The sequence below is a fragment of the Streptosporangium subroseum genome (assembly GCF_900188345.1).
GTDB lineage: Bacteria > Actinomycetota > Actinomycetes > Streptosporangiales > Streptosporangiaceae > Streptosporangium > Streptosporangium subroseum.
Genome location: NZ_FZOD01000009.1, coordinates 1 through 14,386 on the forward strand (window position 1 = coordinate 1; position 14,386 = coordinate 14,386).

The window sequence follows — 14,386 nt, forward strand, 5'->3', positions numbered from 1 at the left end:
GTCGTCGTTGTTGTCGCAGGGCAGGCCGGTGACGGCGTCCTCGGTGGAGGCGGGGGCCAACGTGGTGGCCAACGCGGTGGACGGCAACACGGCCACCCGCTGGTCGAGTCTGTACACGGATCCGCAGTGGATCCGGGTGGATCTGGGTGCCTCGCGGCAGATCAACCGAGTGCGGTTGAACTGGGAGGCGGCCTATGGCAGGGCGTATCAGATCCAGACCTCACCCGATGGCAGCACCTGGACGAATGTCTACTCCACCACCACCGGTGACGGTGGGATCGACGATGTGACGTTGACCGGTACGGGGCGTTATGTGCGGGTCAACGGCACCCAGCGCGCCACCGCTTACGGCTACTCCCTGTGGGAGTTCGAAGTCTACGGAAGCTGAGTGACTCCGGGGTCCCGGCCGATGACGGGACCCCAGCAATTCAACGGAAGCCGAGCGACTCCGGGACCTCTCAGAGAACTCAGTCGATCGGGGAGGAACGCGTGGTGATCCGGACACGGACGCCGCGCGTTCCTCTTTCGTACAGCCCTCTTTCGTACGGCTCGGCCCCGCCCGGCTCGACTCCGACCGGCCTGGATCCGCCCGGTTCGGCGGAGCGCGTGCGGGCCACGGCCAGCTGGGCGGAGAGAGCACCGCTCAGGACCAGTGCCCCTCCGAGCAGTTGGAAAGGACCGAGTGACTGGCCCAGCAGCCACCATGCGATGACCACGCTGGCGACCACCTCCAGGGAGGCGATCGTGGCTCCGATGGCGGCGCTCAGGCGGCGCACCGCCGCGATGCCGGTGATGTAGGCGATCACCGTGCCGACGATGATCAGCCATCCCACCACCAGCGGGCCCGGAAGCGTCCGCTCTCCCAGGGCCAGGTCGGCGGTGAGCAGGTGCCAGGGGAGGGACCAGGGCCTGACCAGCGGCACAAGCGTGACCACCGCGCCGATGAGCCCCCACGTGAGCACGCCGAGCGGGTCGACGTCCTTGCCCGCATCCTGGCTGAGCAGGAAATACACCGCCGCGCAGGCGGCCGTGGCGAATCCCAGGATCAGGCCGAGTCCGTCCAGGCGCAGGCCCTGCCACACCTCGACGACGCAGGCGAGTCCGCCGATCGCGAGAACCGCGCCGATCAGGGCGGCACGCGGCAGCCGTACGCGTCGTACGATCCCCACCCAGGCCAGGACCAGAACCGGCGCGGCGTACTCCAGCAGCGACGCGATGCCCACCGGAAGCCGGGCGACCGTCGCGTAGTAGAAGGCCTGGACCGCGGCGAAGCCGAGCAGGCTGTAGGCGGCGACGAACACCAGCCGGTGACGGGGAACGACCAGGGCCCTCGGCTTGCTCACGAGGGTCACCAGCAGCAACACGAGCGCCGCTCCCGCGAGCCTCGTCCACACCACCTGCGACGGCGACAGGCCCGCGTCGATGAGTGACCTGGCCAGGGGGCCGGAGAAGCCGAAACACAGGGCCGAGACGACCGCCAGGATCAAACCGTTGGCGCTGGACCGGGGCATCTGGACGCCTCCTTCGCTCTCAACACCGTCATACCCATTTTGGTGGTGTTATGCAAAGGGTAGTAGATGGTTTTTGTCGCTTGTTGAAGGTTCCTATGAGATGAAAAGCCGCATGGTTGTGAGACGGCACCCTCGGTTTTTCATGGAAATTGATCAGGGCATGACGGCGCTGTTAAGGTGTCCGGCATGTTCCTCCCCCGTGACTAGGACCTCGCACTGACCGCACCGATTCGGGTGCGGCACTTCGGCGTCCCCGCACGTTTCCAGCGCCTCAGATGTGCGCTGCTTTCCCGAGGAACACCTCCATGTCTTCGCCTTCGCGGCCTCCGTCGTACATCGCTGTCCTTCGCACCCCTCAAGCCTGCCGTGTCTTCGGCGCCGCCCTGCTGGGCAGGCTGTCCTACGGGACGGTCTTTTTGTCCCTGGTGCTGGCACTCACCAGCGCCACCGGCTCCTACGCCGTGGCCGGTGGCGCCATGGCCCTGTTCGGGCTCACCAGCTCCCTGCTGTCCCCGCTGCGGGCCGACCTGATCGATCGGTACGGGCCGCGCCGGGCACTGCCTCCGATGGCCGTCCTCTACGCGCTGCTGCTGGTCTGCCTGGCCGCCGCCACCTGGCAACCAGGGGCCTCCGGGGCGCTGCTGGCGACTCTGGCCGTTGCGGCAGGTGCCTGCACACCCCCGCTGGGGCCGGTGATGCGCACACTGTGGAGTGATCTGCTGGCCGATCGGCAGCTGCTGCAACGCGCCTACAGCCTGGACACCGTCGCCGAGGAGCTGCTCTTCGTCACCGGACCGCTGCTGGCCGGCCTGCTGGCCGCGCTAGCCAAACCCGCGGCGGGTGTGGCCCTCAGCGCCCTCTTGGTGCTGATTGGAACCTTCGCGCTCGTGTCGTCCCCGGTGGTGCGCGCCGCCCAGACTCTGCGGGCCGGCACCGTCTCAGCGGGCATGCCGCACCCCGGGCCCGACACGGACCCGGCCTCATCGCGATGGCGGCAGATGTACGGGATGGGTGGGCTGATCCATCCGGTCGTGGTGTCGGTCGGTGTGGGCATGTGCCTGGGGGCGCTGAGTCTGCTCATGGTGGTCTTCGCCGGACGGCATCACCAGGGCGCGGCGGTGGCCTGGGTCGAGGCCGCGCTGTCGGTCGGCAGCGCGGTCGGCGGCCTGGCCTACGGCGCTGTCTCCTGGCGCGTCTCCGGGCAGGTGCGGCTGTCGGCGCTGGCCGCGGCGCTGGGCCTCACACTCGCCGCGGCCGGATTCTCGCCCAACCTGTATGTTCTGGCCGCGGTGGCAGGCGTCGCGGGCCTGTTCGTCGCCCCCGCGCTGACCACGGCCTACCTGCTCGCCGACGAGTCTGCCGCGCCACAGAACCGGACCCGGGCGGGCGCGTGGGTCAACACCGCCTTCAACATCGGCGCCTCCAGCGGGACGGCTGCCATCGGTTTGCTGGTGGGCAATCTGCCCCTGGCTCTGTGCTTCGTGGTCGCAGCGGCTCCGGCCCTGCTGTCGGCGGTCATGGCGCTGGGACGGCAGCGGCGGTCCGCAACGGTGCCGGCGCTCAACCGCTGACCTCCTAGGACCCACACGTCCCGGTCAGGAGCGGCGGCGACCACGGTGCCGAGGTGGACGACCCAGCCGTTGAGCGTGGTGCGCCTGGAAGTGCACGATCATGACAAATCAGGCTCTTCTGGTTAGACGCTGCGGAGTGGGGTAGGACCGGCGCCATGGCAGGGGGGAAGAACTGGATCTCCCGTTGGCCGGTGTTCCGGCAGCTTATGGGAGAGAGCGGCAGGGGTGACGCCGCGCGTTCGGCGCGCACCGACGCCCTGAGGCCCCGCACCGAGAAGGCGGACAGCGTCGCCCGATCGATCTGCCCGTACTGCGCGGTCGGCTGCGGTCAGCTCGTTTACGTCAAGGACGGCAGGGTCTCCCAGATCGAGGGTGACCCCGACTCGCCCATCTCCCGGGGCAGGCTCTGTCCCAAGGGATCGGCGAGCAAGCAGCTCGTCACCCATCCCGGACGGCAGACGCAGGTGCTCTACCGGCGGCCGCACGGCACCGAGTGGGAGCGGCTCGACCTCGAGACCGCGATGGACATGATCGCCGATCGGGTCGTGCGCACCCGGCGGGAGACCTGGCAGCAGGAGGATGAGGGCAAGGTCGTCCGGCGCACCATGGGCATCGCCAGCCTGGGCGGGGCGACGCTGGACAACGAAGAGAACTACCTGATGAAAAAGCTCTACACCGCCCTGGGCGCGATCCAGGTGGAGAACCAGGCCCGTATTTGACACTCCTCCACCGTCCCCGGTCTGGGGACCAGCTTCGGGCGTGGAGGCGCGACGGACTTCCAGCAGGACCTGGTCGAGTCCGACTGCATCGTCATCCAGGGCTCCAACATGGCCGAATGCCACCCGGTGGGATTCCAGTGGGTGGTGGAGGCCAGGGCGCGAGGGGCGAAGGTGTTCCACATCGACCCGCGCTTCACGCGGACCAGCGCGATCGCCGACCGGTACATCCCGATCCGCGCGGGAAGCGACATCGTCCTGCTCGGCGCGCTGGTCAACCACGTGCTCACGCACGAGCTCGACTTCCGCGAGTACGTACTGGCCTACACCAACGCCTCGACGATCGTTTCCGAGGATTTCCAGGACACCGAGGACCTGGACGGGCTGTTCTCCGGCTTCGATCCGGAGACGCGCGCCTACGACCCTTCGAGCTGGGCCTACGAGGGCACGGAGGAGGCCGCCGCAGGGTTGCGCGGTGAGCAGCTGGAGGGCGGCCGGCATCACGCCGAGGCCGCGGGCGCCGAGCAGTACGGCTCGGGCGGCGCCCCCGCGCCTTCGAAGTCTCCCACCGATCCGACGCTGACCCACCCGCGCTGCGTCTACCAGGTCCTCAAGCGGCACTTCGCCCGCTACACCCCGGAGCTGGTGGCCGAGCTGTGCGGCATCTCCCCGGAGGACTTCGCCGAGCTCGCCGACGCGATCACCGCGAACTCCGGCCGCGAGCGCACCACCGCCTGGGCGTACGCGGTCGGCTGGACCCAGCACACCGTGGGTGCGCAGTACATCCGTACGGCCTCGATCCTGCAGCTGCTGCTCGGCAACATGGGCCGCCCCGGCGGCGGCATCCTGGCGCTGCGCGGTCACGCCAGCATCCAGGGCTCCACCGACATTCCGACGCTGTTCAACATCCTGCCGGGATACCTGCCGATGCCCCACGCCCACCGGCACGAAGGGCTGGACGACTACCTGTCCCAGGCCGGACCCGACACGGGTTTCTGGGGCAGGAAGCGCTCCTACACGGTGAGCCTGCTCAAGGCGTGGTGGGGCGACGCCGCCACCGAGGAGAACGACTTCTGCTTCGACTACCTGCCGCGGCTCACCGGCGACCACGGCCACTACACCACCGTGATGGGACAGATCGACGGCACCGTGAAGGGCTACTTCGTGGTGGGGGAGAACCCGGCGGTCGGCTCCTCGGGCGGCAAGGCGCAGCGCCTCGGGCTGGCCAACCTCGACTGGCTGGTGGTGCGCGACCTGACCCTGGTGGAGACGGCCACCTTCTGGAAGGACGGCCCCGAGCTGCAGACCGGGGAGATGCGCACCGAGGACATCGCCACCGAGGTGTTCTTCCTGCCCGCCGCGAGCCACGTGGAGAAGGAGGGCACCTTTACGAACACCCAGCGGCTGCTGCAGTGGCGGGAGAAGGCCCTTGAGCCGCCGGGCGACTGCCGGAGCGATCTGTCGTTCTACTACCACCTCGGCAAGCGGATCAGGCAGCGGGTGGGCGACGACGAGATCGACCGGCCGCTGCGCGAGCTGACCTGGGACTACCCCGAGCACGGGGAGCAGCGGGAGCCCTCGGGGGAGGCGGTGCTGCGCGAGATCAACGGCACCGGCCCCGACGGGCGGACGCTGTCGGCCTACACCGAGCTCAAGGCCGACGGGTCCACCCGGTGCGGCTGCTGGATCTACTGCGGGGTCTACGCCGACGAGGTCAATCAGGCGGCCCGGCGCAAGCCGGGGAGCGAGCAGACCTGGGTCGCGCCCGAATGGGGCTGGGCCTGGCCGGCCAACCGGCGCATGCTCTACAACCGGGCCTCCGCCGACCCCGAGGGCCGTCCGTGGAGCGAGCGCAAGGCCTACATCTGGTGGGACGCGGACAAGGGCGAGTGGACCGGGCACGACGTGCCGGACTTCGAGAAGAACAAGCCGCCCGACTACCTGCCACCCGACGGTGCCCTGGCCGAGGCGGCGCTGGCCGGGACCGACCCGTTCATCATGCAGCCCGACGGCAGGGGCTGGCTGTACGCTCCGGCGGGACTGGCCGACGGGCCGATGCCCGCGCACTACGAGCCGCACGAGTCTCCGGTGCGCAACCCGCTGTACGGCCAGCAGTCCAACCCCGCGCGTGAGATCTACCCGCGCGCGGAGAGCCCCTACAACCCGCCGGAGTCGCCGCGCTTCCCGCACGTGCTCACGACCTACCGGCTCACCGAGCACCACACCGCGGGCGCCATGAGCCGGCCGCTGGCCCACCTCGCCGAGCTGCAGCCCGCGCTGTTCTGCGAGGTGTCCCCTCTGCTCGCCGCCGAGCTGGGACTGGTCAACGGAGGCTGGGCGACGATCGTGACGACCCGCACCGCCATCGAGGCCCGCGTCCTGGTGACCGACCGGGTCCGCCCGCTGCGCATCCAGGGCCGGGTGATCCACCAGATCGGCCTGCCGTACCACTGGGGCTGGGGCAGCGGTGGCCTGACGACCGGCGACGCCGTCAACGACCTGCTACCCATCGTGCTCGACCCGAACGTCTACATCCAGGAGGGCAAGGCCGTGACCTGTGACCTGCGACCCGGCAGACGCCCCAGGGGAAGGGCTCTGCTCGACCTGATCGAGGAGTATCGCCGTGGCTGAGCGGATGGGATTCTTCACCGACACCAGCATCTGTATCGGGTGCAAGGCGTGCGAGGTGGCCTGCAAGGAGTGGAACGACGTGCCCGACGACGGGTTCGTCTTCCGGGCGACCTCCTACGACAACACCGGGAGCCTGGGGGCGAACACCTGGCGCCACGTGGCCTTCATCGAGCAGCAGAGGCCGGTAAGACAGGCGGGCGGTCAGAGCCAGGGTCAGGCCGGCAGCCAGGACCAGAGCCAGGAACAGGCCGGCCATGGACAGGTAAGCAGCCAGGGCCAGGGACAGGACCAGAGCCAGGAACAGGCAGGTCAGGGCCAGGCAGGCCAGGTCAGCGGCCAGGGCCAGGGGCAGGCCGACGGCCCGGGGCCCGACTCGATCGAGCGCTGGCTGATGTCGTCCGACGTGTGCAAGCACTGCACGCATGCCGCGTGCCTGGACGTCTGCCCGACCGGAGCGCTCTTCCGCACCGAGTTCGGCACGGTGGTGGTGCAGGAGGACATCTGCAACGGCTGCGGCTACTGCGTACCGGCCTGTCCCTACGGCGTGATCGACCGCAGGGAGCGCGACGGCCGGGCCTGGAAGTGCACGATGTGCTACGACCGCCAGCTCGGAGGGCTGGAGCCGGCCTGTGCCAAGGCCTGCCCGACCGACTCCATCCAGTTCGGCCCGCTGGACGAGCTGCGGCTCCGCGCCGAGGAACGGGTGGAGCGGCTGCACGAGGAGGGCAGGCCGGAGGCCCGGCTCTACGGCGCGAGTCCCGACGACGGCGTGGGCGGAGACGGCGCGTTCTTCCTGCTGCTGGACGAGCCCGAGGTGTACGGCCTGCCGCCCGATCCGGTGGTGACCACCCGCGACCTGCCCACGATGTGGCGGTGGGCCGGAGGCGCGGCGGTCTCCCTGGTCGGCGCCATGGCCGTGTCCTTCGTCGCCGAGAGCATCGTGGAGAAGGTGACGGGCCGGGCCGGGGCTCGGGGGAGTCACCGGGGCTCTGTCCGGGAGGCTCTCAGGACGATCGATCGCGGCCAGAGTGGTCACGGGGCCGTTGTCCGGGAGGCTCTGAAGATGGTCGATCGCGGCCGGACCGGGACTCGGGGGAGCCACCGGGGATGGGGGCGTTGATGCGGGAAGACGCGATGGTGCCGGAGGCCGAGTTCCGGTCCTACTACGGGCAACCGGTGATCAAGGCTCCGGTCTGGCACGAACCCCACATGCCGGTCTATCTCTACCTGGGAGGACTTTCCGGGGCGGCGTCGGTGATGGCCGCCCTGGCCGGGCTCACCGGGCGCGACCGGCTCGCGCTCACCGCCAGGGTCACGGCGGCCGTCGGTGCGACCATCGGCGCCGGTTTCCTGACCGCCGAGCTCGGCAGGCCGGAACGGTTCCTCAACATGCTGCGGGTGTTCAAGCCCACCTCGCCGATGAGCATGGGCTCGTGGATCCTGACCGCCCACAGCGGGCTGACGACGATCGCGGCCGCCTCCGCGGTCGCCGCCGCCCTGCCCGCGGCCACCTCCAAGATCACCACCACCCTGCCCGCCGCCTCCGCGATCACCGCGCTCCTGCCCGCCGCCGGCGACGCGGCGGTCCTGGCCACCGCGGTGACCGGCTCGCTGATGGCCACCTACACCGCGGTGCTCCTCGCCGACACCGCCGTACCCGCCTGGCACGAGGCACACAGGGAGTTGCCGTTCCTGTTCGCGGGGAGCGCCCTGGCCAGCGCGGGCGCGGCGGGCATGCTGGCCACACCCCGCGTCGAGGCGGGCCCGGCCCGTGCCGTCGCCGCACTGGGGGCCGTCATGGAGACGACCGCCGGGGCGGTGATGGAGCGTCGGCTCGGCCTGGTCGGCGAGCCGTACCAGCTGGGCAGGGCGGGCCGCCTGATGCGGGCGGCCCGCGTCCTCACGGCCGGTGGAGGCCTGCTCGCCACGGTCGCCGGGCGCAGCCGTACCCTCACCGCGCTCTCCGGCCTGGCCCTCACCGCCGGTTCCCTGTGCGTCCGCTTCGGCGCGCTGGAGGCCGGCAGGCTGTCGGCCGCGGATCCGAAGTACACGGTGGTGCCCCAGCGACAGCGCCTCGAAGCCGGAAAACCCGCTTCGGTCCCGGCGCAGCCGTAGGAGGGCCGTGCATGGGTGCCCGCGCCGGTCGCGAGATCGCTCGGCGCTTGCCACCACCATAAACAAAGCCTTTCTTATGTAATCATATTCGGCCAAATAGGGATTTAATTTGTGCATTGAAACACGAGCTTTGACCATTTACCGTGTTTTTCATGTCAGGCATCTCTCGACGTAGCGCAATTGCCGCACTGGCTCCCTCGCTCGGGGCCGCTGTCGCCGCACATCTGACCGGAAGGCCGACGACCTCGACACCCGATCCAAGCGACCACCAGCATGCTCCGGCCCACACCGCGGGGTCCGCGCACGCCGGTTTCAGGTCGGGGACCCAGGTGGACAACGGAAAGAACGGGTTTCATCCGACGACGCTCCTCCGGGACTTCGACAGAGGAAAAACATCTCCGCTTTCCGATGGAAGGACACTTCGAGAATGGACCCTGGTGGCCCGCGAGAGGCCAATCGAGGTGGCTCCCGGAGTCACATTCCCCGCCTGGACCTATAACGACAGAATTCCCGGCCCCACACTTCGCGCAACCGAGGGTGACCGCTTGCGAATCACCCTGATCAATCACTCGGCACACGCGCACACGATTCACTTTCACGGTCTGCACGCGGCGGAGGTCGACGGGGTCGCGGGGATAGGCCTGGGCCTGGTCCAGCCGGGCGAGCGGACGGTGTACGAGTTCGACGCGGAGCCCTTCGGCCTGCATCTGTACCACTGTCACGTGACACCGCTCGCCTCCCACATCGCCAAGGGCCTGTACGGCGCCTTTCTCATCGACCCGAAGGAGGCGCGCGCCGAGGCCGACGAACTGGTGATGGTCATGAACGGGTTCGACACCGATTTCGATCGCTCGAACGAGTTGTACGCGGTCAACACCATCCCCTTCGCGTACATGGGAGAGCCGGTGAAGGTGACTGCCGGCGAGTTGGTGAGGATCTACCTCGTCAACGTCCTCGAATACGACCTCGTCAATTCCTTCCACGTCCACGGGAACTTTTTCGACTGGTACCCGACCGGCACCTCCCTTCGCCCGGCGGAGTACACCGATACCGTGATGCTGTGCCAGGGCCAGCGGGGAATCCTCGAAATGACGTTTTCCCGCCAAGGCCGCTTCATGTTCCACGCACACCAGTCGGAATTCGCCGAGCTCGGCTGGATGGGCTTTTTCGAGGTCGGCTGCGGCGCTTCCACCGCCTGCGAAAGGAGCCGGTGACGTGGAAGACCGCCGGGCACGTCATCCGAGTGGCAGCCGCCTGAACACCTGGTTGCTCGGCCTCCTGCCGCTGTGCGTCATCGCCGTTGCCGTGGCGGGTTTCGCCGTCCTGGACGGTCCCGGCCTGACCGCGCGCAACGGCCCTCCGGCCGAAGAGCTCACGGTGGAGCGGACGATACTCGGCGCGGGCTCCATCGAATTGATCGTGCGCAACCAGGGTGCCGATCCGGTCAATCTCGTCCAGGTCGCAGTCAACGACGCGTTCACCGACTTTCGAATAAGCGAACCGGAGATCGGACGCCTTGGCTCCGCCGGCGTTCGAATCACCTACCCATGGGTCGACGGAGAGGCCTACGAGGTGACGCTCCTCACCTCCGCGGGAGGCGTCGTCACCCACGTCATCCCCGTCGCCGTCACGACCCCCGACCCGTCCGGGCTCATCGGCCTGATGGCGCTCCTGGGAACATATGTCGGGGTGATCCCCGTAGTCATCGGGATGCTCTGGCTGCCGTGGCTACGGCGGGTGCCTCCGGCCTGGATCCGCGCCCTGATGGCGCTGACCATCGGCCTGCTCGCCTGGCTCGCGATCGACGCGGCGCTCGAAGGCATGGAAGTCGCCAACGCCGGTGCGAGCGCGCTCGGCGGCGCCGGCCTCGTGGCGATGGGCGCCGTCGCCGCGTACCTGCTGCTGTCCGGCGTGCACACCTGGATGGCCGCACGACCAGGACAAGCGGGCGGCTACCGCCTGGCACTGCTCGTGTCCGTCGGCATCGGCCTGCACAATCTCGGTGAAGGACTCGCGATCGGCTCGGCCTACGCCGTCGGCGCGCTCGCCCTCGGCGCGACGCTTGTCGTCGGCTTCACGATCCACAACACCACCGAGGGCCTCGCCATCGTCGCGCCGGTCAGCGAAGAACGCACCTCACCGCGGCGGCTGGCCCTTCTGGGCCTCATCGCCGGCGGCCCGGCCATCCTCGGCGCCTGGCTCGGCGCCGCCACCGTGCAACCCGCGGTCGCCGCACTGCTGCTGGGCCTGGGTGTCGGCGCGATCGTGCAGGTGATACTCCAGATCGCGCCGTCGGCACGTGACCACACGGGACGGCTACTGCATCCTCTCGGCATCGCCGGCATTCTCGCCGGAATGGCCCTCATGTACGCCACCGGACTTCTGACCTGACCCCGCTACGCGCAGCGAAACCCGTTGCTGAAGCGGGTCGGCGACCGTTCGATCCGCGCCCCATCAGTGGTCGGCGGGCCGACACCTCGATCACCGGCACGCTCATAACCGACCCACAGGAGATCTCGAACGGCAGTCTGCGAGGAACATCCTCCTATGCCGTCCACGGCTGGTACGGGAGTGACGACAGTCGTTCGCGTGTTCGTCATATCCAGATCGCCCCGATTTACGGAGAATCATAAAATCAAATTTCTTTGAGTGTATTAACGGGCATTTATCATTACGGTGCGGCCGACCTGCTCGTTTCGAGGAACGGTCATGTTTCAGGGTCTTCCTTATGGGGGTATCTCTGATCTCGTATGCCCATTCTGGCGACGCAATCAGAAAAAACCCATCTATATGACGAGTTAAGGAAGCCCGGTGATTGTTCGGAGTAAACCGGATGATTCGGCCAGGAGGACAGGTAAGCCATTCCGGATCATCCCCACCACGCGCATCGACAACGTGGCTTCGGACCTCCACAAGGTCACCGCCGCGAGGCCGGACGGGAAGAGTCCCCGGGTCGCCCCCGTGCTGGGATCGGCCTCCGTGGCGGCCATCGCGTATGTGGATCCCGGGAACGTCGCCACCGGCCTCACCGCGGGCGCGACACTTCGCCACACGCTGACGGGGGTCGTCGTGGTGGCCGGTCTTCCGCTCGTCAACACCCCGTCCACGACCTGGGTCGCGGACGCCGCCGCGGTGGTCGCCCTCCCGGGCTGTTCGCCGCCGATCCTCCTGCTGTTCCGACCCGTGAGCGAGGGCTGTTTCGATGCGAGACGACACCGGGCCCGATACGGACTGGCCCCCGTACGAGATGGTGATGCCGATTTCCCTGTCCAGGACACGGGTCAAGCTTTTTGTCTTCGCCGCCCTGACCGCCGTCTCTGCGTTTTCCGGCGCCTCCGCATGGCTCACCCTGACGCTGATGCTCACGTGCATCGCGATTCCACTCGCCGTGGCGACGATAGGAGGAAGGGAATTTGTTCACTCCCTTTTTCTTGTGCCGCCGAAACGGTGATCACAATATGATTCGACAAGGATGATCTCATATGACCGAATCCACGCAGTCGGGAATTCCGCAGCCACAACGCAACGGTAAGGGTGGCATCGATACCGGTCCGCGGAATATCGACCTGGACCTGCAGAACCCCGACATGCTCACTCCGCCGGAAACCGACCGTGGCACCATCCCGAACATGAAGTTCTCCTTCGCCATGGCCCACACCCGGATAGAGGAGGGCGGCTGGACCCGTGAGATCACCCAGCGCGAGCTGCCGATCGCCACCACACTCGCCGGTGTCGACATGAAACTCAACCCGGGCGCCTACCGCGAGCTGCACTGGCATAAGGAGGCCGAGTGGGGCTACGTGCTGGAGGGAGGCTGCCGGATCGGCGCCGTCGACCAGGAGGGCCGCAACTTCCTCGAAGACGTGGAGAAGGGCGATCTGTGGTTCTTCCCCAAAGGCGTTCCGCACTACATCCAGGCGCTGGAGGAAGGGGTGGAGTTCCTGCTGGTCTTCGACGACGGCGGGTTCTCGGAGAACTCCACCTTTATGGTCAGTGACTTCTTCGCGCACACTCCCAAAAGCGTGCTGGCGAAGAACTTCGGCTGGACGCCGGAGCAGATGGTGAGCATGCCGGAGAAGGAGAAGTACATCTTTCAGGGGCAGGTTCCCCCTCCGCTGGACTCCGACTGGATCGTCAGCCCTACGGGCGACGTGCCCCGTACGTTCAAGCACAGGATGCTCGCGCAGCAGCCGGAGCGTTTTTCTGGCGGGTCCGTCCGGATCGTCGACTCCACAAATTTCAAGGCGGCCACCACGATCGCCGCCGCGCTGGTGGAGGTCGAGCCAGGCGGCCTGCGCGAGTTGCACTGGCACCCCACCGATGACGAATGGCAGTACTACATCTCCGGTTTCGGTCGGATGGGGGTGTTCGCAAGTTCGGGCATGGCCCGTACGTTCGACTTCCGGGCGGGCGACGTCGGCTACGTGCCCTTCGCCTACGGGCACTACGTCGAAAACCTCGGCAGCGAGCCGCTGGTCTTCCTGGAGATGTTCCGTAATCCCCGGTTCGAGGACATCTCAGCCACCCAGTGGATGGCCAACCTCCCGCCACAGGTCAGCGCCGACACCCTGAACATGCCACGGTCGATGATCGAGGCACTGCCGAAGGACAAGCGCCCCGTCGTCGCCTGAGGCCATCGACCTCACCGGCTCGCCGTGGGCCCGCCCACGGCGAGCGTACGACCTGTGAAAATCACGATGAGTCACCACGGAGTTCGTGCCGGCTCCGGGATCGCTCAGCGCAGCCGCAGGGCCGGGCCGTCGAGGGGGATGAGCTCGCCGACGACCGGGGCTCCGGGAACCTCGCCCACCACCAGCAGGCCGCCGGAGGTCTGGGCGTCGGCGAGCAGCAGCAGGTCCTCCTCGCCGAAGCCACCCGGGTCCAGGTGCGGCTCCACCCAGGCCAGGTTGCGGCGGGTTCCGCCGCTGACGTAGCCGTCCCGCACGGCCTCGCGGGCCCCCTCCAGGTACGGCACGGCCGCCACGTCGACCACCGCCGTGACGCCGCTCGCCCTGGCCAGCTTGTACAGGTGACCGAGCAGGCCGAACCCGGTCACGTCCGTGGCGCACCCGGCGCCGGCGGCGAGCGCGGCCCGGGAGGCCTCGCGGTTCAGGGTGGTCATCGCGGCGACGGCCTGCGGGAAGACCTCGCCGGTCGCCTTGTGCCGGGTGTTGAGCACGCCGATGCCGAGCGGCTTGGTGAGGGAGATCGGCAGGCCCGCCCGCCCGCCGTCGATCCGCAGCAGCCGTCCGGGATCGGCCAGGCCGGTGACGGCCATGCCGTACTTGGGCTCGGGATCGTCGACGCTGTGGCCGCCCGCGACGTGGCAGCCCGCGGACCGCGCCACGTCCAGACCGCCGCGCAGCACCTCCTTCGCGAGCTCCAGTGGCAGGACGTCCCGGGGCCAGCCGAGCAGGTTGACCGCCACCAGCGGCTCCCCGCCCACCGCGTAGACGTCGGACAGGGCGTTGGCCGCCGCGATCCGCCCCCAGTCGTAGGGGTCGTCCACCACGGGCGTGAAGAAGTCGGCCGTGGCCACGATCGCCCGGCCGCCCTCGATGCGGACCACGGCGGCGTCGTCCCCGTCGTCCAGCCCGATGATCAGCTCGCCGGCGGGGGAGGAGAGGGGAACACGGCCCTCAACCCCGTCCAGGAGGCCCGCGACGACGGCCTCCAGCTCGCCGGGCGGGATCTTGCAGGCGCAGCCGCCTCCGTGCGCGTACTGGGTCAGCCGGATGGCGCCCGGCCCCGATGGGGTGGGGCGCGTCGAGGCGCCCGACTCCGTCGTCGTTCTTGTCATGTCGCATCCTCCCTGGTGGAGAGCGGCGCGCCGCCGTCCGGC

At 68.6% G+C, this 14,386-nt stretch carries 11 protein-coding genes; 9 read left to right on the forward strand and 2 right to left on the reverse strand.

Going from position 1 to position 14,386, the window contains the following annotated elements; translation table 11 throughout:
* A partial coding sequence (locus CHC08_RS11585) for a discoidin domain-containing protein (protein ID WP_143653180.1) occupies positions 1–388 on the forward strand: 388 nt, incomplete at its 5' end.
* A 79-nt stretch (positions 389–467) separates the two neighbouring features.
* Here CHC08_RS11585 and CHC08_RS11590 read toward each other — a convergent pair.
* A complete protein-coding gene (locus CHC08_RS11590) occupies positions 468–1,511 on the reverse strand; it encodes an EamA family transporter (RefSeq protein WP_089207243.1) in 1,044 nt (347 codons plus the stop codon).
* A gap of 305 nt (positions 1,512–1,816) precedes the next feature.
* Here CHC08_RS11590 and CHC08_RS11595 point away from each other — a divergent pair, with 305 nt between their 5' ends.
* From CHC08_RS11595 to CHC08_RS11640, 8 genes are all read left to right on the forward strand, one after another.
* A complete protein-coding gene (locus CHC08_RS11595; RefSeq protein WP_089207244.1) occupies positions 1,817–3,082 on the forward strand; it encodes an MFS transporter in 1,266 nt (421 codons plus the stop codon).
* Between the two features lie 155 nt (positions 3,083–3,237).
* Positions 3,238–6,429 (forward strand): formate dehydrogenase, encoded by a 3,192-nt coding sequence (gene fdh / locus CHC08_RS11605; RefSeq protein WP_245878264.1) that lies wholly within the window; start codon positions 3,238–3,240, stop codon positions 6,427–6,429.
* Positions 6,422–7,549, forward strand: a complete 1,128-nt coding sequence (locus CHC08_RS11610) for a 4Fe-4S dicluster domain-containing protein (RefSeq protein WP_420823565.1) — start codon at positions 6,422–6,424, stop codon at positions 7,547–7,549. Before fdh ends, CHC08_RS11610 begins: the two co-directional genes overlap by 8 nt.
* On the forward strand, positions 7,549–8,544 hold the full coding sequence (gene nrfD, locus CHC08_RS11615; protein ID WP_245878265.1) for an NrfD/PsrC family molybdoenzyme membrane anchor subunit: 996 nt from the start codon (positions 7,549–7,551) through the stop codon (positions 8,542–8,544). Before CHC08_RS11610 ends, nrfD begins: the two co-directional genes overlap by 1 nt.
* A gap of 329 nt (positions 8,545–8,873) precedes the next feature.
* Positions 8,874–9,758, forward strand: a complete 885-nt coding sequence (locus tag CHC08_RS11620; protein ID WP_218825256.1) for a multicopper oxidase domain-containing protein — start codon at positions 8,874–8,876, stop codon at positions 9,756–9,758.
* 1 nt (position 9,759) lies between these two features.
* The gene (locus tag CHC08_RS11625; protein WP_218825257.1) at positions 9,760–10,935 is read left to right on the forward strand and encodes a ZIP family metal transporter; all 1,176 of its coding nucleotides are present in this window, start codon (positions 9,760–9,762) and stop codon (positions 10,933–10,935) included.
* Positions 10,936–11,746: 811 nt separating this feature from the next.
* Positions 11,747–11,995 carry a hypothetical protein gene (locus CHC08_RS11635; protein WP_089207248.1) on the forward strand — a complete coding sequence of 83 codons (249 nt, stop codon included), beginning with the start codon at positions 11,747–11,749 and terminating at the stop codon, positions 11,993–11,995.
* Positions 11,996–12,026: 31 nt separating this feature from the next.
* Complete coding sequence (locus tag CHC08_RS11640; protein ID WP_089207249.1) at positions 12,027–13,175, forward strand: oxalate decarboxylase family bicupin; 1,149 nt, start codon at positions 12,027–12,029, stop codon at positions 13,173–13,175.
* Positions 13,176–13,279: 104 nt separating this feature from the next.
* Here CHC08_RS11640 and selD read toward each other — a convergent pair whose 3' ends face one another.
* On the reverse strand, positions 13,280–14,344 hold the full coding sequence (selD, locus tag CHC08_RS11645) for a selenide, water dikinase SelD (protein WP_089207250.1): 1,065 nt from the start codon (positions 14,342–14,344) through the stop codon (positions 13,280–13,282).
* Positions 14,345–14,386: the final 42 nt, after the last annotated feature.